General features: G+C 69.9%; 16 protein-coding genes. 12 read left to right on the forward strand and 4 right to left on the reverse strand.

Features of this window, described 5'->3' with window-relative positions; genetic code table 11:
* Positions 1-46: 46 nt before the first annotated feature.
* The 3 genes from ACIPV2_RS10785 to ACIPV2_RS10795 all read left to right on the forward strand — a co-directional run bounded on the left by ACIPV2_RS10785 (position 47) and on the right by ACIPV2_RS10795 (position 3,721).
* Positions 47-1,222 (forward strand): ROK family protein, encoded by a 1,176-nt coding sequence (locus ACIPV2_RS10785; RefSeq protein WP_400841096.1) that lies wholly within the window; start codon positions 47-49, stop codon positions 1,220-1,222.
* A 48-nt stretch (positions 1,223-1,270) separates the two neighbouring features.
* Positions 1,271-2,449, forward strand: a complete 1,179-nt coding sequence (locus tag ACIPV2_RS10790; RefSeq protein WP_400841098.1) for a thiolase family protein — start codon at positions 1,271-1,273, stop codon at positions 2,447-2,449.
* A 195-nt stretch (positions 2,450-2,644) separates the two neighbouring features.
* Complete coding sequence (locus ACIPV2_RS10795) at positions 2,645-3,721, forward strand: ScyD/ScyE family protein (protein WP_400841100.1); 1,077 nt, start codon at positions 2,645-2,647, stop codon at positions 3,719-3,721.
* Between the two features lie 294 nt (positions 3,722-4,015).
* Here the strand turns inward: ACIPV2_RS10795 and ACIPV2_RS10800 are convergent, their stop codons facing one another.
* Complete coding sequence (locus ACIPV2_RS10800; RefSeq protein ID WP_400841102.1) at positions 4,016-6,793, reverse strand: immune inhibitor A domain-containing protein; 2,778 nt, start codon at positions 6,791-6,793, stop codon at positions 4,016-4,018.
* A gap of 284 nt (positions 6,794-7,077) precedes the next feature.
* On the opposite strand from ACIPV2_RS10800, the gene ACIPV2_RS10805 reads away from it, so the two are divergent.
* The 5 genes from ACIPV2_RS10805 to ACIPV2_RS10825 all read left to right on the forward strand — a co-directional run bounded on the left by ACIPV2_RS10805 (position 7,078) and on the right by ACIPV2_RS10825 (position 12,211).
* Positions 7,078-8,580 carry a CoA-acylating methylmalonate-semialdehyde dehydrogenase gene (locus ACIPV2_RS10805; protein WP_400841104.1) on the forward strand — a complete coding sequence of 501 codons (1,503 nt, stop codon included), beginning with the start codon at positions 7,078-7,080 and terminating at the stop codon, positions 8,578-8,580.
* An 11-nt stretch (positions 8,581-8,591) separates the two neighbouring features.
* On the forward strand, positions 8,592-9,782 hold the full coding sequence (locus ACIPV2_RS10810; RefSeq protein WP_400841106.1) for an acyl-CoA dehydrogenase family protein: 1,191 nt from the start codon (positions 8,592-8,594) through the stop codon (positions 9,780-9,782).
* A complete protein-coding gene (gene mmsB / locus ACIPV2_RS10815; protein WP_400841108.1) occupies positions 9,779-10,666 on the forward strand; it encodes a 3-hydroxyisobutyrate dehydrogenase in 888 nt (295 codons plus the stop codon). The genes ACIPV2_RS10810 and mmsB overlap by 4 nt, the downstream gene beginning before the upstream one ends.
* A 322-nt stretch (positions 10,667-10,988) precedes the next feature.
* Positions 10,989-11,765 carry an enoyl-CoA hydratase-related protein gene (locus ACIPV2_RS10820; protein WP_400841110.1) on the forward strand — a complete coding sequence of 259 codons (777 nt, stop codon included), beginning with the start codon at positions 10,989-10,991 and terminating at the stop codon, positions 11,763-11,765.
* A complete protein-coding gene (locus tag ACIPV2_RS10825; protein WP_400841112.1) occupies positions 11,762-12,211 on the forward strand; it encodes a putative immunity protein in 450 nt (149 codons plus the stop codon). Before ACIPV2_RS10820 ends, ACIPV2_RS10825 begins: the two co-directional genes overlap by 4 nt.
* Before the next feature lie 149 nt (positions 12,212-12,360).
* Here the strand turns inward: ACIPV2_RS10825 and ACIPV2_RS10830 are convergent, their stop codons facing one another.
* Positions 12,361-12,807: an SRPBCC family protein gene (locus ACIPV2_RS10830; protein ID WP_400841114.1), complete on the reverse strand. Its 447-nt coding sequence runs from the start codon at positions 12,805-12,807 to the stop codon at positions 12,361-12,363.
* The gene (locus ACIPV2_RS10835; protein WP_400841116.1) at positions 12,807-13,343 is read right to left on the reverse strand and encodes a MarR family winged helix-turn-helix transcriptional regulator; all 537 of its coding nucleotides are present in this window, start codon (positions 13,341-13,343) and stop codon (positions 12,807-12,809) included. The genes ACIPV2_RS10830 and ACIPV2_RS10835 overlap by 1 nt, the downstream gene beginning before the upstream one ends.
* A 116-nt stretch (positions 13,344-13,459) precedes the next feature.
* On the opposite strand from ACIPV2_RS10835, the gene ACIPV2_RS10840 reads away from it, so the two are divergent.
* From ACIPV2_RS10840 to ACIPV2_RS10850, 3 genes are read left to right on the forward strand one after another with little or no spacing between them, the layout of a single operon-like run.
* Positions 13,460-14,236: an electron transfer flavoprotein subunit beta/FixA family protein gene (locus tag ACIPV2_RS10840; RefSeq protein WP_400841118.1), complete on the forward strand. Its 777-nt coding sequence runs from the start codon at positions 13,460-13,462 to the stop codon at positions 14,234-14,236.
* A gap of 1 nt (position 14,237) precedes the next feature.
* Entirely contained in the window at positions 14,238-15,209 is a 972-nt protein-coding gene (locus ACIPV2_RS10845; protein WP_400841120.1) for an electron transfer flavoprotein subunit alpha/FixB family protein, read from the forward strand.
* Between the two features lie 2 nt (positions 15,210-15,211).
* The gene (locus ACIPV2_RS10850) at positions 15,212-17,032 is read left to right on the forward strand and encodes a cytochrome b/b6 domain-containing protein (RefSeq protein WP_400841122.1); all 1,821 of its coding nucleotides are present in this window, start codon (positions 15,212-15,214) and stop codon (positions 17,030-17,032) included.
* 139 nt (positions 17,033-17,171) lie between these two features.
* Here the strand turns inward: ACIPV2_RS10850 and ACIPV2_RS10855 are convergent, their stop codons facing one another.
* Positions 17,172-17,681 (reverse strand): GNAT family N-acetyltransferase, encoded by a 510-nt coding sequence (locus ACIPV2_RS10855; protein WP_400841124.1) that lies wholly within the window; start codon positions 17,679-17,681, stop codon positions 17,172-17,174.
* A 120-nt stretch (positions 17,682-17,801) separates the two neighbouring features.
* Between ACIPV2_RS10855 and ACIPV2_RS10860 the strand changes: the two genes are divergently transcribed.
* The gene (locus ACIPV2_RS10860) at positions 17,802-18,362 is read left to right on the forward strand and encodes an acyl-CoA thioesterase (RefSeq protein ID WP_400841126.1); all 561 of its coding nucleotides are present in this window, start codon (positions 17,802-17,804) and stop codon (positions 18,360-18,362) included.
* The last annotated feature ends 136 nt before the right edge of the window (positions 18,363-18,498 follow it).

Genomic DNA, 18,498 nt, shown 5'->3' on the forward strand with positions numbered 1-18,498 from the left:
CGCTCCTCGGTAGCCTGGGGATCCACGGGCAGAAAGCAGACCAAGCATGAGCGAACGCGCCACAACGGTCGAAGGCGTACGGCGCACCAACCTCGGCGAGGTGCTGCGGCTGGTGCACCACAGCGGACCGCGTTCGCGCGCGGTGATCACCGCTGAGACCGGGCTCAACCGATCCACCGTCAGCGACCTCGTCTCGCGTCTCGCCGAGGTGGGCCTCGTCGATGAGCACGACCCGGATCCCACGCGACGGGTCGGGCGTCCCTCGCCCATCGTCGCTCCGAGCCGCGACGTGGTCGCCATCGGGATCAACCCCGAGATCGATGCGATCGAGATCGGAGCGGTCTCGCTGGGCGGCGCCATGCGCCGTCGCGCACGCGTCGCCGTCGCCCGTCCCGACGTCGAGGAGATGGTGGACGTCGTCACCCGCGTGATCGAGGGATGGCGCGAGGATCTGGCGGGATGTCGTGTCGTGGGGGCGGGCGTCGCCGTGCCCGGACTGGTGCGCACGGCCGACGGGATCGTGCGCCTCGCTCCGCACCTCGGCTGGCGCGACGCCGAGATCGTCGGACCTCTCGGGGACGCACTGGGGCTGCCGGTCGCCGTCGGCAACGACGCGTCGTACGGCGCACGAGCCGAACGGCTGTTCGGAGCGGCGCGAGAGCACGCGGACGTCGTGTACCTCAACGGCGGCGCCAGCGGCATCGGCGGCGGCTTGATCCTGCACGGTCAGCTGATCGGCGGCGCAGGCGGGTACGCCGGGGAGTGGGGCCAGACGGCTGCGAGCATCGCGGATGCCAGAGACAGACGCGTCGAGGACGGCGTGCTCGAAGACGAGGTCAACCGCGCACGTCTGCTCGCGTCCGCGGCCCTCGGCTCGGCCGACGATGACGAACTCGCCCGCGCCCTGGGTGACAGCGCCGGCGTGCAGGCGAGCGAGGAGGCGTCTCGGCAGCGCCGGATCCTCGCCGCCACTCTCCGCAATGCGGTCAACGTGCTCAACCCTTCGATGATCGTCCTCGGCGGCTTCCTCGCAGTGCTCCGCGACCTCGACCGCGGATCCTTCGATGCGGCGGTGCGGGCGCGAGCGCTCGCCGCATCAGCGGAGGACCTGCAGCTGGCATCCGCGGCCCTCGGCGCCGACCGTCTGCTCATCGGAGCCGCAGACGCCGCCTTCGACCGGCTGCTCGCGGATCCGCTCGCACCCGACCCCGTTCTCGCGTGACTCGCGCCGATCGGTGACCCTCGCCCCGGACAGGGGCAGGATGGAGTCATGAGCAGCGAAGCCGTGATCGTCGACGTCGTCCGCACCCCGGTGGGGCGGGGCAAGCCCGGCGGGATGCTCTCGGGCGTGCATCCGGTCGATCTCGCCGCCGGCGTGCTGCAGAGCATCCTCGAGCGCAACGGCCTCGAGTCAGGGCAGGTCGACGACGTGCTGCTCGGCTGCGTCAGCCAGGTCGGGGACCAGGCCATGAACATCGCCCGGCAGGCGGTGCTCGCCGCCGGTTTCGACGAGACGGTTCCCGCGACGACCATCGACCGGCAGTGCGGCTCGAGCCAGCAGGCCGTGCACTTCGCTGCAGCCGGGATCGCGGCCGGGGAGAACGACATCGTCATCGTCGGCGGCGTGGAGTCGATGAGCCGCGTGCCGCTCGGCGCCTCCGCCGCCGGCGGGTCGCCCCTGTCGCCGCGACTGCGCGAGCGCTACCCCGAGGGGCTCGTGAATCAGGGGGTGAGTGCCGAGCTCATCGCACGGCGCTGGGGTCTCGAGCGCGAGCGGCTCGACGCGTTCGCCGCCGAGTCGCACGCCCGCGCGGCTCGCGCCTGGCGCGACGGGTTCTTCGACCGCACCGTGGTCGCCGTGCCGGAGGCCCCGGATGCCCGGATCGACGAGACCGTCCGCGAGGGGACCACGGCCGACAAGCTGGCCGGACTGCCCGCATCCTTCCGCACCGATGCGCTCGCTGCCCGCTTCACCGATCTGAACTGGTCGATCACCCCCGGCAACTCCTCGCCGCTCACCGACGGAGCATCAGCCGCGCTCATGATGAGCGCCGACCGCGCTGAGCAGCTCGGGCTCACCCCGCGCGCGCGCTTCCGCGCCTTCGACGTGATCGGCGACGACCCGATGCTCATGCTCACCGGCCCGATCCCCGCCACGCGTCGCGTGCTGGAACGCGCCGGACTCACCATCGACGACCTCGATGCGTACGAGGTCAACGAGGCGTTCGCCTCGGTGCCGCTCGCGTGGGCTGCCGAACTCGAGGCGGATCCGGCGAAGCTCAACCCGCGCGGCGGGGCGATCGCCCTCGGGCACGCTCTCGGCTCTTCGGGAACTCGCCTGCTCGGCACACTTCTCGATCACCTCGAGGCGACGGGCGGTCGCCTGGGTCTGCAGACCATGTGCGAGGGCGGCGGCATGGCCAACGCGCTCATCCTCGAGCGGCTCTGACGGCATCCGGCGCCGCTCTCGGCCCTTCCCCGAGGCGTACCCGAAGGCTCTTGAACTTGGACGAAGCGGGGAGGAGGATGTCGGCGAGCCGACATCGAGGTCGGCTCATTCGGCATCCGGACGTCTGCTGGGGAGGCTCCGCCCGGTTTTGAACACGGTTCGGCGTGAAAGCCGGGCCGGGAAATCGGAGGCATCATGCGCGTTCATCGTGCACTCATCGCAGTGGGTGCTGTCTCGGCTCTCGCTCTCACCACGCCGGCGCTCGCGTCGGCGGCGGACCGAACGCCGGTGGTGAAGGAATGGTCGGCGCAGCTGGCAGCGCCGTTCAGTCTCGCCGTCGAAGGTCACCGCCTGCTCGTCGCCGACGGCGGCACCGGCACCGTCGGGCAGCTGCAGCCCGACGGCAGCATCGCGCCCATCGTCGAGGGCGTTCCGGGGCTCGCGGGCCTCGCGACGCGCGGCTCGTGGATGGCCTACGGGTCATCGGTCGAGGACGGCGGGGCGGAGCCGCCCGTCATCACCGAGAGCGGCCTGAACATCCGCGACCCGCGTGGCAGCACCCGGTACGTCGATCTGCGGGCGTACGAGGACGCGAACAACCCCGATGCCGCCAGTGCGTACGGCGTCACGGACCCGACGAGCTGCGCTGCGGGCACGGCCTACACGGGCCTGTACGACTCGCATGTCTACGGCGTCACCGCCTGGCACCGGGGATGGCTGGTCGCGGATGCCGCCTCCAACGCGGTGTACGAGGTGACCGACAAGGGGGAGGTCAGCACGCTCGCGGTGCTGCCGCCCGTTCCGGTCACTCTCACCGCCGAGACGGCCGGGATGCTGGGACTGGGTGAGTGCGCGATCGGAGATGTCTACTACGCCGAGCCCGTCCCCACCGGGGTCGCGCTCGGCCCCGGAGGCGCGATCTACGTCACCACGCTGCCCGGCTTCCCTGGTGAGTCGGCGTCGCTCGGCGCCCTCTGGCGGATCGACAGCCGGACCGGCGCGATCACCGAGGTCGCCTCGGGCTTCTCCGGGCCGACCAGCCTCGCCATCGCCGCGAACCGCGTGTACGTCGCCGAGCTGTTCGGCGCCGGGATCTCGGTCGTCAAGGACGGCGAGGTATCGCAGTTCGCCGCACTGCCCGGGGCGGTGGGCGTGGCCGCATCCTCCAACGGCACGGTCTGGGCTTCGACGCTCGACTTCGCCGGGGGACCGGGAACGCTGGTGAGCATCGCCAAGGGCGAGGTGAAGGTGCAGGCGCACCTGCGCCGCTGAGCGCCCGAGCGCGCGGCGCTCGCGCTGAGATGAAGAGACCCCCGCCGACCCGATTCGGCGGGGGTCTCGCGGTCTGGGACCGCGGTGGGAGCCGTGCTCACCACGGCGCGGCTGAGGCGGGCACCCGATCTGGTCACGCTCTGTGGCCGCGCACCGACAGTTCTACGCGACCCGGGTGACGCCGAGGTGAACGGGAGGCCAATCCCTGGCATCCGGATTCCGAGTGGCACGCGAAAGCGCCGGTCGCCCGAGACGAGCGGCCGGCGCTTCCGGTGTGCGGTCAGCCCGCGGTGGTCACTTCGCCTTGGGCGGCGTGACCGAGATGAGGGCTGCGGTGTCGTGCTGCATCGACTTCTTCACGGTGATCACCGTGCCGTAGCCGACGCCGGCATCAGCGGGGTTGCCGCTGCCGAGCACGGTGCCGCCCAGGTCGAGACCGTAGAGGTCCGTCGCCGGGGAGCCGTCCGCATTCACCACGCGAGTGGTGTACGGCGCGTCACCGACCGACGGCACGACGACGGACGCATCGCGCAGGCGGTAGTAGAGGTCCTCGCCGCGGACCTCGATGCCGGGCACCCAGCCCTTGTCGTCGGTGAACGTGCTCACCGGCGGCTGCGGGGCGAAGGTGGTGCACGCCTCGTTGTAGTTCGCGTCGACCGAGCAGTCCTTGAACGTGTACGTCGGCTGCGTGCTGAACGCGGCGTTCGAGCTCTGAGCGCGGCTGGAGATGTTCTTCAGCGGCGACGGATCCATCTCGGCCTGTGCGCCGGTGCGGCGCAGCGGGTCGAAGTGGCTGTCGACGAGCAGCAGGCCGCCCTTCGCGCCCCAGCTCGGCAGAGCCGTGTGGTTGGAGGCGACGTGGTTGGTGTCGCCGTAGGTGGTGTCGCGGTACCAGACCAGTGCGCCCGGTGCGTTGTACGGCACCTTCTCGACCTTCCACGCCTCGTCGCTGTACACCGTGGTGTAGCCGTACTTCAGACCCTCGTCGAAGCCGTCGAGGTTGCGCCACTCGACCATGTAGTACTGCGCCTTGATCTGCGTGCCGCTGTCGTGGTGCCAGCCGGCGCCGGTCGTGTCGGTCCAGGTGCCGACGGCTGCCGTCCAGCCGTTGTCGCCGGACTCGACATCGTCCGTCCACACGGCGGTGCCCGCGCTGGTCAGCGCGAAGTCGTCGGCGAACCAGCCGCGCTCTTCGAACGCCGCGTCGGTCGCCTGACGCAGGCGCACCTGGATGTCCTGGCCGGCGAACGCCGTCAGATCGATGTAGTCATGGCGCCACCCGTCGCTGGAGCCGGTGAGGCCGTACTTCTTGCCACCGAAGTCCTTCATGCGACCGTTCGGGTCGGAGTAGCCATCGTCGGTCGAGACCACGTTGCCCGCCTCGTCGAAGACCTTCTGCTCGGCCCACGTCTTGCCGGCGTCGGTCGACACCTCGACGAAGCCGAAGTCCCAGTCCTCCTCGATCACGTAGTCGTTCCACATCCAGAACTTCGCGTCGGTCGGCACGCCGGCGATCGACCGCGTGAGCGTGACGTCGGCCCAGTCCTGGTCGGCGCCGGAATACCACATGTCAGCGCCGCTGTGCGGCGTCGTCAGCACGATCTTCTTGTCGGGCAGGTTGACCTTGATGCCGTCCTCGGTGCCCTTCTTCGGACGCGAGGTCTGGCCGACCTTCGTTGTGCTGGACTTCTCGCCCGGGTTCACCACCTTGGGCTCGACCCAGCCGAGCACCCACTTGTCCCACAGGCCCATGTGCGTCGGCATCGACTGGAAGATCGGTCCCGCGTGCGAGCCCGAGCTCATCAGATCCCAGAAGTCGATGTCGGAGTTACCGGCGTTCGAGGTGTCGTACAGATCGGGCAGACCCAGGTCGTGGCCGTACTCGTGCGCGAACACGCCGACGCCAGAGTCCTCGGGCTGAACGATGTAGTTCGAGATCTTCAGATCGGTGCCGGGGATCGTGGCGCCGCCGGCGACAGCCGACGAGTGCGCCCAGATGGCGTACGTGCCCTCGGCGCCGCCGCCGCCCGACTTGTCGGCCCCCGCGTGTACGAGCACGACGTGGTCGATCACGCCGTCGGGCTCGAGCACGTTGCCATCGCCGTCACGGTCGCCCTGATCCTCGATGTCGTAGTCGGCCCAGGGGAAGTCCGGGTTCTGTGCCGCCACTGCGGCGACGGCGTCGATGGGCAGCTGCCCGGGTCCGAGCGGGTTGTCGGGGTGACCCTGCATGTCCTGCATGGGGCCCGCCTCCCAGGCGCCGGCGTCGTTCTTGTGGCACACGGTGGCGCCGTAGTAGCCCTCGGAGTGCGGCACGCTGACCCATTCCGTGGCCGAGCCGCTGAGGGAGTATCCGCCTCGCGACATCTCCTCGTACATGTTCTTCATGGTGTAGCCGGAGATGTCGAAGCCGGGCTTGCCGTCGGGGCCGGTGAGATCGGTGCGCACGCGCTCGGTGATGCCGTCCTCGGTGAACAGCATCTTGTTGAAGTGCTCGCTCGAGAAGTCCGGCACCCACATCGAGTTGTTGTCGAGGTGCTCGGCGTCGGCGGGGTTGGGGATGTTGTTGTGCAGGGTCGGGCCCTGCAGACTGCCCGGCTTGCACTCGGTGGCGCCGAACTCCGTGGGCACGTACTGGTCGCTGAAGTCGTCGGTGCCGTCGAACTCGACGAGGATCGTGAGGAGCTTGGCCTCCTGCGTGGTCTTCGCCTTCTTCAGCTGCTTGGGGCTCTTGCCCGTCTTCAGTGACTTCGCCTCGGTCCTGGCCAGCTGCGCTGCGGCCTTCGGGTTGCCCTGGGCGAATTTGTGGTCGTGCGCTGCGGCCCGCTCGATGGCCTTGCCGCTCACGGAGCGCTTCTGCTGACCGCTGGTGTCGGCGATCGGCGTGTCGGCGGGCACTTCGACGATGCTGTCGGTGCGCGGGGCGACGTAGTTCATGTAGTACTCACCGGCGGCGATGTCGGGCGCCGCCAGTGGCGCCCCGCTGTCGGGCGACGGGGCCGCGGTCGCGGTCGCGCCGCCGAAGGCCGTGAGGCCTGCGGCTGCGATCACGAAGGCCGACGTCGCGGCCACGGCGCGTCGTCGCGCTGGGGCAGTCCGTTGTGACATTGCTTCTCCCTCCGGACACCGTCGCGTAGGGGTCTCGCAACGGTGCGAAATGACGCGCCCCGGTTGGAGCCGCCATATACGGGTTTACCTGTCGAAACGCTGAGAGGGAAGAGGAAGCGCAGGAAATCTTAAGCCGATGCCAAGCCGATGGTGGCGACGGGCTCAAGTAGTAGGTAGCCCTAGTAATTCGTCGGGATGCCGCGTATCCTGGTCACTGTGCCAAAGACGGTGCAGAGGAGCGTCACACAATGACTCGTTTGATCCCCCATTTCATAGGCGGAAAGCACGTCGAACCCACCGGCGGACGCATGGCCGATGTCTTCGAGCCCAGCACGGGCGCCGTCCAGGCCCGTGTGCCGCTCGCCACGACCGACGAGGTCCGCGCGGCGATCGACGTCGCCGAGGCCGCGCAGCCCGCCTGGGCCGCGACGAACCCGCAGAAGCGAGCGCGCGTGCTCATGCGCTTCGTCGATCTCGTAGGTCGCGACATGGACGAGCTGGCCCGCCTGCTCTCGAGCGAGCACGGCAAGACCTTCGACGACGCCAAGGGCGACGTGCAGCGCGGGCTCGAGGTCATCGAGTTCTGCATCGGCGCCCCGCATCTGCTCAAGGGCGAGTACTCGACCGGCGTCGGCACCGGGATCGACGTCTACTCGATGCGCCAGCCGCTGGGTGTCGTCGCGGGCATCACGCCGTTCAACTTCCCGGCCATGATCCCGCTGTGGAAGGCCGGCCCCGCCATCGCATCCGGCAACAGCTACATCCTGAAGCCCAGCGAGCGCGACCCCTCGGTTCCTGTAAAGCTCGCCGAGCTGTTCCTCGAGGCGGGTCTTCCGGCGGGTGTCTTCAACGTCGTGCACGGCGACAAGGAGGCCGTGGATGCCATGATCACCGACCCTCGGATCCAGGCGGTCGGCTTCGTCGGCTCGACGCCGATCGCGGAGTACATCTACACGACCGCGATCGCCAACGGCAAGCGTGCGCAGTGCTTCGGCGGCGCGAAGAACCACCTCATCGTCATGCCCGATGCCGACCTCGACCAGGTCGCCGACGCTCTGATGGGCGCCGGTTTCGGCTCAGCGGGCGAGCGCTGCATGGCGATCTCGGTCGCGGTGCCGGTGGGGGAGGAGACGGCGGATGCCCTGGCGGCCAAGCTCACCGAGCGCGTCGCCGAGCTGCAGGTGGGCCCGTCGCTCGCCGAGGGCGTGGACTACGGCCCCCTGGTCACGCGCGATGCGGTGGATCGGGTCACCGGGTACATCCAGCAGGGCCTCGACGAGGGCGCGACTCTCCTCGCCGACGGCCGCGGATTCTCGGTCGAAGGTCACGAGGAGGGCTTTTACCTCGGTCCGACCCTGTTCGACCACGTCACGACCGACATGGCGATCTACCGCGAGGAGATCTTCGGCCCGGTGCTGGTCATCGCACGCGCCGCGGACTATGAGGAGGCGCTGGCGATGGCATCCGACCACGAATACGGGAACGGGGTGTCGATCTTCACGCGCGATGGCGACGCCGCCCGCGACTTCACCGCCCGGGTGAACGTGGGCATGGTCGGTGTGAACGTGCCGATTCCCGTGCCGATCGCGTACTTCACCTTCGGCGGCTGGAAGCGCAGCGGCTTCGGCGACCTCAACCAGCACGGCACCGACGCCTTCCGCTTCTACACGAAGACCAAGACGGTGACGAGCCGCTGGCCCTCCCACGGAGTCCGCGACGGCGCGAGCTTCGTCATCCCCACGATGTCCTAGGAGCCGGAGCCATGACCATGATCGATCCCACCACCGTCACCGCCGAAGAGCGCGAGGCGATCCTCGGCGCCGTGCGCGAGTTCGCCGAGACCGAGCTCGCCCCGTACGCCGCCGAGCGCGACGAGAAGCACATCTTCCCCCGTGAATCGCTGCACCGCGCGGGCGAGCTGGGCCTGGGCGGCGTCTATGTCAGCGAGGAGTTCGGCGGCACCGCGCTGAGCCGTACCGACACCGTGGCCATCTTCGAGGAGCTCGCGATGGGCGATCCGGCGGTGGCTGCATACATCTCCATCCACAACATGGTGGCGTGGATGATCGACACCTACGGCGACGACGACCAGCGTGGTCGGTGGCTGCCGGCCCTGACCGCCATGGAGCAGTTCGGCGGCTACTGCCTGACCGAGCCGGGCGTCGGATCGGATGCCGCCAACCTGGCCACCAGCGCCGTCCGCGACGGCGACGACTACCTGATCACCGGGATGAAGCAGTTCATCTCGGGCGCCGGAGAGGCCGGCGTCTACGTGGTCATGGCTCGCACCGGCCAGGCCGGATCGGGAGCGAAGGGCATCTCGGCTTTCCTCGTCCCGGGCGACGCCGAGAACCTCAGCTTCGGCGCGAACGAGAAGAAGATGGGCTGGCATGCCCAGCCCACCCGGCAGGTCATCTTCGACGGGGTGCGCGTTCCGGCATCCGCCATGCTCGGCGAAGAGGGGCGCGGTTTCGCGATCGCCATGTCGGCGCTCAACGGGGGCCGGCTGAACATCGCCGCCTGCTCGCTGGGCGGCGCGCAGTGGGCGATCGAGAAGGCCGTGCAGTACGTGCACGAGCGGGTCGCCTTCGGCGAGCCTCTGGCCGAGAAGCAGTCGATCCTCTTCGCGATCGCCGACATGCGCACAGAGCTGCAGGCCGCGCGCCTGATGGTGCGCGACGGCGCGCAGGCGGTCGACGAGAAGGCTCCGGATGCCACCATGCGGTGCGCCATGGCCAAGCGCTTCGCCACCGACGCCGGCTTCGAGGTCGCCAACCGCGCCCTCCAGCTGCACGGTGGCTACGGCTACCTGCAGGACTACGGGATCGAGCGCGTCGTGCGCGACCTACGCGTGCATCAGATCCTGGAGGGGACGAACGAGATCATGCGACTCATCGTCGGTCGCGAGATGCTGCGTCCGGCAGGGTCGGCGTCGATGCGGAGCGCATCATGACGCGCATCGCGTTCCTCGGCCTCGGGCACATGGGCCTGCCCATGGCGCGCAATCTCGTGAAGGCAGGGCACGAGGTGCACGGGTTCGACCTCGTGCCGGCCGCGATCGACGCGGCGCGCGCGGCGGGCATCCCGGTCGCCGCCAGCGGAGCCGACGCGGTCGCGGATGCCGAGGTCGTCATCACGATGTTCCCCGCCGGGAAGCACGTCATCGCGGCCTATCAGGACGAGCTGCTCGCGGCCGCAGCTCCCGGCACCCTGTTCATCGAGTCGTCGACCATCGCCGTCGACGAGGCGCGCACCGCGCACGAGCTGGCGGTCGCCGCCGGCCACCGCAATCTCGACGCGCCCGTGTCGGGCGGTGTGGTCGGCGCCGAGAACGGCACGCTGGCGTTCATGGCCGGCGGATCCGACGACGACTTCGCGGCGGCGCTGCCGCTGCTCGAGGCGATGGGCAAGCGCATCGTGCACTGCGGCGGGCCGGGCCTGGGTCAGGCCGCCAAGGTGTGCAACAACATGGTGCTCGCGGTGTCGCAGATCGCGGTCGCCGAGGCCTTCGTGCTCGGCGAGCGGCTCGGTCTCGAGCACCAGGCGCTGTTCGACGTCGTGTCACAGGCATCCGGTCAGTGCTGGTCGATCACGACCAACTGCCCCGTGCCGGGACCTGTGCCGACCAGCCCGGCCAACCGCGACTACCAGCCGGGTTTCGCCGGCGCGCTGATGGCGAAGGATCTGGGGCTCGCCCTGCAGGCGATCGAGCAGACGGGAACGGATGCCAGGATGGGCCGCCTCGCGCAGCAGCTGTACGCCGCGTTCGCCGAGGGTGACGGCGCGGGTCGCGACTTCTCGGGCATCATCACTGACATCCGCGAGGGCAGGGTCTGAGGCTGCTTCGCGGGGGAGGGCAGGGTCTGAGGCTGCTCGGCAGGTCCCATATGGCCGCCGCGCAAGCTCTGAGGCGGCTATATGGGACCTGCGAGAGGCGGGCAGGCGGGGGCGGGTCGCGTGGGCACAGCTCGGAAGACGTCCACTGGGCCCAAACGGTCGCCGCGCCCGGGTGGAGGCGGCCATATGGGACCTGCGCCAGACCGGCGGAGGGCTCGCGACAGAACGGGCCGACGCCCCGTGACGGGTCGGCGGACGGCGGCGATCCCGCTCCGACCTGAGATACTGGATGCGCCGCGACGTGGCGGAGGAGGGGAGCGACATGTCCGAGTACGAGACGATCCTTGTCGAACAGCGAGAACGGGTGGGCTGGATCACCCTCAACCGGCCGGAGGCGCTGAATGCGCTGAACGGCCAGGTCTCCGAGGAGGTCGCGGCCGCGGCATCCGCCTTCGATGCCGACGACAGCGTCGGCGCGATCGTGGTGACCGGCTCCGAGCGCGCGTTCGCCGCCGGCGCCGACATCAAGGAGATGGAGTCGAAGACCGGTGCCGAGATGCTCGACACCGACCACTTCGGCGCGTGGACCCGCTTCGCCGCCGTCAGGACCCCGGTGGTCGCCGCGGTGTCGGGCTACGCGCTCGGCGGCGGCTGCGAGCTGGCGATGATGTGCGACATCATCCTCGCCGCCGATACCGCCACGTTCGGCCAGCCCGAGATCAACCTCGGCGTCGTGCCGGGCATGGGTGGCACGCAGCGCCTCATCCGCGCGGTCGGCTACTACAAGGCGGCCGAGCTGATCCTGTCGGGTCGCCTGATCAAGGCCGACGAAGCCGAGCGCATCGGACTCGTCTCGCGGGTGGTGCCGGCCGCCGACCTGCTCGCCGAGGCGACCGCGCTCGCCGAGACGATCGCATCGAAGTCGCTGCCGTCGCTCTACGCGGCCAAGGCGACTCTGGATGCAGCCATGGAGACCACCCTCGAAGACGGCCTCGACGTCGAGAAGCGCCAGTTCGCCGCGCTGTTCGACACCGCGGATCAGAAGGAGGGGATGGCCGCGTTCCGCGAGAAGCGCCCCCCTCATTTTCTGCACCGATGAGCATCGCCATGGAAGCACTGCCTGACGACGCCGACCTGACCCTCTCGGAGGACGACCGCCGCGAGCTCGTGCAGTGGACGGTCGCGTGTGCGGAGCGGATGCTGCCGCTGTTCCTCGCCGAGCGCCCGCATGACAGCCGGCCGCGGGATGCTCTCGATGCCGCACAGGCGTTCCTGCGCGGCGAGCTCAGCATCGACGAGGTGCGTGAGCGGGCGTTCGCCTGCCATGCCGCGGCTCGCGAGTCCACGGACCCCAACGCCATCGCCGCCGCGCGTGTCTGCGGACAGGCGGCGGCCGTCGCGCACATGGCCGGGCACGCCAGGCAGGTGCCGCGTTACACCGTCAAGGCGTTTCCCGGCGACCGCTCGCGGCGCGACGAGGAGCTCGCCTGGCAGCGGATGCGCGTGCCCGAGCGCTTCGACCACTACGTCTACGAGGGCGACTGACCCCGGCCCGCCCGCGCCTGCCCGGCCACGCCGGCCAGGATCCGCGAGACGTGCTTTCCAGCACGAGACCGTGCTTCCGAAGCACCGTCTCGTGCTGCAACGGAAGTCTCGCGCGTCAGCCGGACCGCGGCGGCGACGGAAGGTGCGGCTCAGGCGAAATGGGCGCTGATCGCGTCGTTGCGCTCGGTGATCACGCGGATCAGACGACGCCGCATGGCCACGGCATCCACCACCCGCCCCAGCGGACCGAAGGGGGAACGGAAGTCGATGGTGTCGCGCATCAGCGTGCCGGCGTCGAGCGGTTCGAACTCGTGGGTGTGCAGGAACGAGCCGAACGGCCCGCGAATCTGACGATCGCGGAAGCGGCGGGGGCGATCGACGTCGAACACCAGCGAGGTCATCCGGAACCGCAGACCGAAGTGCCTGGCGCTCCAGGTGATCTGCTCGCCCTCTTCGAGGCGGCCCGAGGTGCGGCCGGATGCCACGCGCTCGCCGTGCGAGCGCTGCGATGCGAGGTGCAGGCCGACGTCGAGCGAGACGTCGAAGACGTCTTCCGGCGGTGCGGAGATGATGCGCTCGAGGGTGAAGGACGGCATCAGAGCGGGTCGGGCAGCGGACGCGGATCGGTGAAGTCGCCGGCGTTCTTGCGCAGGCGGGCGACGATGCCGACGAGGGATGCCGCATCGTCGGCGTCGAGGCCGGGGGAGGCGAACACCTCGGTGTTGAGCGCCGCCGTGGCGCGCTCCACGAGTTCGCGTCCGGATTCGGTCAGCGTCAGCAGCGCCGCGCGGCCGTCGTGCGGATGCGGGTCACGGCGCACCAAGCCGTCGCGCACGAGGCGCTCGGCGGTGCTCGTGACGCTGGTCGCGTGCACCTGCAGCCGAGCCACCACGCTCGACAGCGGCAGCGTGCCGGTGCGGCTGAACGCCAGCAGGCGCAGCACCTCGTAGCGGGCGAAGGTCACCTCGAACGGCTTGAGAGCGGCATCCACCCGCGCCAGCAGAAGCTGCTGCGCGCGCATGACCGACGTGACCACGGCCATGCCCTCCGCCGCCTCGGTCCAGCCGTGTGCGAGCCACTGCCTCTTCGCCTCGGCGAGCGGGTCGATGGGGAGCGGTCGGGGTCGGGCCATGGCTCAACGGTATCGGCAAGCCGCCCGCCCGGTGGTCGGGACTCAGTATCATGAGGGCTGATACCTGATTCCAGAAGATCGCGCGGGTAGGATCGAACCTGCGTGAGGGAGGTTCAATGAAGATCTACGTGCTGGTGAAGGAAGTGCCCGACACCTACGGTGACCGCAAGCTCGATCTCGAGACCGGTCTGGCTGATCGAGCGGCCGGCGAGGTGGTGCTCGACGAGATCACCGAGCGTGCGCTGGAGGTCGCCCTCTCATACGCCGACAAGAACCCCGGCACCGAGGTCGTCAGCCTGTCGATGGCGCCCGCGTCGGCCACGGCATCCGTCCGCCGCTCGCTGGCGATCGGCGCGGGATCGGCCGTCCACGTCGTGGACGAAGAGCTGCGCGGAGCCGACCTCACCCTCACCGCGGAGGTGCTCGCCGCCGCGATCCGCCGCGGCGAGCCCGACCTCGTGATCACCGGCAACCTGTCCACCGACGGCGTGGGCGGCGTCATCCCTGCGATGCTGGCCGAGCACCTCGGGTACGCGCAGGCGACCGCCTTGAGCACGGTGGAGATCGGCGACGGGCAGCTGACCGGCACCCGCGCCGGCGACGCGGGCGCGCAGGACGTCACCGTTCCGCTGCCGGCGGTCATCTCCATCACCGAGGCGCTTCCGGATGCCCGGTTCCCCAACTTCAAGGGCATCATGGCGGCGAAGAAGAAGCCCCTCGAGGTGCTCTCGCTGGCCGACCTCGGCGTCTCGGCTGACCCCGCGGTCGCGCCGCGCACGATCATGACGAGTGTCGCGGAGAAGCCGGCGCGCGCCGCCGGCGTCAAGATCACCGACGAGGGAGACGCCGCGGCGCAGCTCGTCGAGTTCCTCGCACAGAACAGGCTGGTGTGACATGGCGTACCCCGAGAAGTCGATCCTCGTCCTCGTCGACGTCGACCCGTCCGGTGACGCCGCCAGCAGCACGGCCGCACTCCTCGGCGCGGCCTCCACGATCGGAGCGCCGGTGGCGCTCGTCGTCGGCGGCAGTCAGGCGGCGACCGACGCCGCAGCTGCGGCCGGCGCGCAGGTCGTGCTCACCGCTGCGGGCGATGCTTCGTCGCTCACCGTGCCGGTCGTCGATGCCCTGCAGGCCGCCTACCGCCAGGTGCAGCCGGATGCCGTGCTCATCTCGAACTCCATCGCCGGTCGCGACGCGGCGGGTCGCTTCGCCGTGCGCGAGAAGCTCGCGCTCGCGGTCGACGTGGTCGGCGTCTCCCGCGACGACGAGGGCGTGACCGCGCAGCACTCCGTCTACGGCGGCTCGTACCTCACCGACTCCGCGCCCACCTTCGGCGCGCCCGTGATCACCGTTCGTCAGGGCGCCGTCGACGCGCGCGCCGAGGCCGTCGCCTCGCCCGTCGTCGAGGAGCTGTCGGTCACGGCATCCGGAGCGGCGGCCGCCACGGCCGGCGAGATCGCCGCGGAGGCGAAGACCTCGTCGCGGCCCGAGCTGCGCGGAGCCACCCGGGTCGTCTCGGGCGGGCGCGGACTCGGCTCGAAGGAGAAGTTCGTGCTCGTCGAGCAGCTCGCCGACGCGCTCGGCGCTGCCGTCGGCGCGTCGCGTGCCGCGGTGGATGCCGGATACATCCCCTACGCGCACCAGGTCGGTCAGACCGGCGTCTCGGTGTCGCCGCAGCTGTACGTCGCCCTCGGAATCTCGGGCGCGATCCAGCACCGTGCGGGCATGCAGACCGCGAAGACGATCGTGGCGATCAACAAGGACGGCGACGCCCCGATCTTCGATGTCGCTGACTTCGGCATCGTCGGAGATGTGTTCACCATCGTGCCGCAGCTGATCGAGGCGCTCGAAGCCCGGAAGAAGTGACCATGGCCGGATCGATCCGCCGCGGCCTCCCGCGGGTCAAGGGAGGCGAGCCGTGGCCTCCCGCCACGGAGCTCGCGGCTGCTGAGGAGCCGTCGCGCACCTCCGTGCCCTCGCGCACCTCCGTGCCCTCGCGCACCTCCCTGCCGGCGCGCACCTCCGTGCCGGCGCGCACCTCCGTGCCGGCGCGCACCTCCCTGCCGTCGACAGCACGGGACCTCGCCGAGAGCACGGCTCCTTCACGTGAAGAGGCCGTGCACTCGCCGACGTCCCGTGCTCTCGACGTCCAGAGTTCGGACGCGCCGGCGCCGGCCGCAGTGAGGCTGCGGCGAGGGCTTCCGCGCGTGGCCGGCGGTGAGCCCTGGCCTCCTGCGGACGCCTCGGCCGTGGCATCCGTCGTTCCTGCGGCCCCCAGGACCACTTCTGATGCGTCGAGTGAACGGGATCTCGCCGAGAGCACGGCTCCTTCGCGTGAACAAGCCGTTCGGTCGGCGACATCCCGTGCTGTCGGCGCAGAGGTCGACGCAGAGGTCGGGGCAGAGGTCGACGCAGCTGCCACGCCGGTCGTGGCAGGCTCGGATGCCGGCGTCGCGGTGCGACGTGGGCTGCCGCGAGTCGCAGGAGGGGAGCCGTGGCCTCCTGCCGGCACCGTGCCCGTAACGGCGGACGTCGGCGCAGCCGCCGCGACCCAGGAAGCTGCGATCCACGACACGGCAACGACCACCGAGGCCGTCGCGAGCGAGGCCGCTCTTGCCACTGGGGTCGCCGCGCCCACCGACGCTCCAGCCGCTAAGGAAGTTGTCGCTGCGGCATCCAAGCCGGATGTGTCCACTCCGTTGCCGTACCAGCGCACGGTCTGGCAGGGGAGCGCGCCCCGGTACGCCGCCGAGCCCCTGCCTGAGCCGTCGCCCCTGCGGCCGACGTGGCCGCGGGCCATCGGCGGGCTGCTGGGCCTGGCGTCCCTCGGCCTGCTGGCTGTCGCCGCGGTCTTCCTCGTCCGCACCTTCCTCAGCACCCCGTTCATGCAGGACTTCCTCGCGACCTACCCGGGCGAGTACCACCCGGCGGTCGAGGTCGAGCCTGGCTTCGCCCCGTGGGCGAACTGGGCGCACTTCTTCAACATGTTCCTGATGGTGCTGATCATCCGCTCCGGTCTGCGGGTGCGCAGCGAGAAGCGGCCCACGGTGTTCTGGACGCCGCGCCGCAACAGCAAGGGCAAGATCAGCCTCACGCTCTGGTTCCACCAGGCACTCGACCTGCTGTGGGTCATCAACGGCGTCATCTTCGTCGTGCTGCTGTTCACCACCGGCCACTGGGCGCGCATCGTGCCCACCAGCTGGGAGGTCTTCCCGAACGCGCTCTCGGCGGGGCTGCAGTACGTCTCGTTCGACTGGCCGACCGACAACGGCTGGGTGAACTACAACAGCCTGCAGCAGCTGGCCTACTTCGTCACGGTGTTCCTCGCCGCTCCGCTCGCGATCATCACCGGATTCCGGATGTCGGGGCTGTGGCCGAAGAAGGCCGAGAAGCTGTCGAAGGCCTACCCGGTGGAGTGGGCGCGTGCGCTGCACTTCCCGGTGATGCTGTACTTCGTCGCGTTCATCATCGTGCACGTCGCCCTCGTGTTCCTCACCGGGATGCTGCGCAACCTCAACCACATGTTCGCCGCTCAGGGCTCGGTCGACGGTGCCGCATACGCCGCGAACTGGACCGGGTTCTGGGTGTTCGTGCTCGCGATGGCCGTGATCGCCGGCGGCTGGTTCGCCGCTCGGCCTCTGGCGCTCGCCCCGATCGCGAAGCTGTTCGGGCAGGTGTCCGGCCGCTGACCCGCGGCGCGGGGGCGTCCTCGCCTTCCCGCCGCGCCAGCACCCCCTGTAGCGGCGACACCCCCCTGTAGCGCCGACACCCCGTGCTGTGGACGTCCACAACACGGGGTGTCGGCGATTCGGCGAGGTGTCTGCCCGATCAGGCGCGCACGAACCGCACCTCGGTCAGCTGCTCGCCCAGGAACGGCTCGGTGTGGCTCTCGCCGTCGAGAGTGAAGCCGTTGCGCTGGTAGAAGCGATGAGCGCGCGGGTTGTCGTCGGCCACCCACAGGTAGCACGGCTCGCTCTCGTAGACGGCCGCGTCGAACAGCTTCTGGCCGATGCCGGTGCCGTGGTAGGCGCCGAGCAGGTAGATGAAGTACAGCTCGCGCAGCGCCGGAGCGTCCTTGTCGCGGGCGGGACCCGAACCCACGAAGCCGACGATCTCTCCGTCGACGAGAGCGGCGCTCATGCGGAAGTCGTCACCCTGGCGGGCCCAGTTCGTCCACAGCTCGGCCATGCGGCGAGGGGAGATGCGCTCGAGGGCGGCCTTGCTGATCAGGTGGTCGTAGGTCTCGTGCCAGCACTGCGCATGCACGCGGCCCAGAGCCTCCGCATCGACATCGCGGACGGGACGGACGATGATCTCGGTATGGGCTTCGGTGCTCATGTGCGTGACTCTACGCGCCGCCGTCGCGGAGGTGAAATCGGCGAGGGACACACACCCGGGCCTGTGGTTATCGGCCAATGAAGTTGGGCGATCCATCGTGGATCACTACTATCGCCCCTTGTGAATGTGATCTGGCGCACCCTCCTCGTCATCCTCCAGGCCCGGCTGCGCACGCGACGCCGCGGTGCGCTCGATCCGTCGGCGATCAGCCGCATCCGGCTCACGACGCTGCCCACCGACATCGACATCCTCCGGCACATGAACAACGGCCGGTACCTGTCGCTGTTCGACCTCGGGCGCTGGGACCTGCTGATCCGCACCGGGCTCTTCGACGCGATGAACTCCCGCGGCTGGTACGCGGTCGTCTCGAGCGAGACGGTCACCTTCCGCAAGTCGCTGCAGCTGTGGCAGCGCTTCGACGTCGAGTCGCGCTTCGTCGGTCACGACGAAAAGGCAGTCTTCCTCGAGCACCGTGCTGTGGTCGACGGCGAGGTGTACGCGCGGGTGATCGTCAGATCCCGGATGCTGCGCCGCGGCGGCGGCATCGTGAGCAACGAGGAGCTGTTCGCGGCCGTCGGCAAGCCGGCGGGTCTGCCCGAGGTCGAGCCGTGGATCCACGACTGGGCGTCGGCCTCGGCACTGCCGTCGACGAAGAAGCCGGCGCCCAGCGTCTGGCGCTGACGGCAGTCGCGCCCATTCAGGCGCGGATGCTGGCGGCACCCAGCATCCGGATGCAAAAATAGGTGTGGCGTGCCTGTGTCGCATCTTCCCCGTGCTCCGACCGAGGAGCGGGTCGAACTTCCGCCAGGCCCCTGGA

The sequence above is a fragment of the Microbacterium sp. NPDC089987 genome (genome assembly GCF_044748505.1).
Classification (GTDB): Bacteria; Actinomycetota; Actinomycetes; order Actinomycetales; family Microbacteriaceae; genus Microbacterium.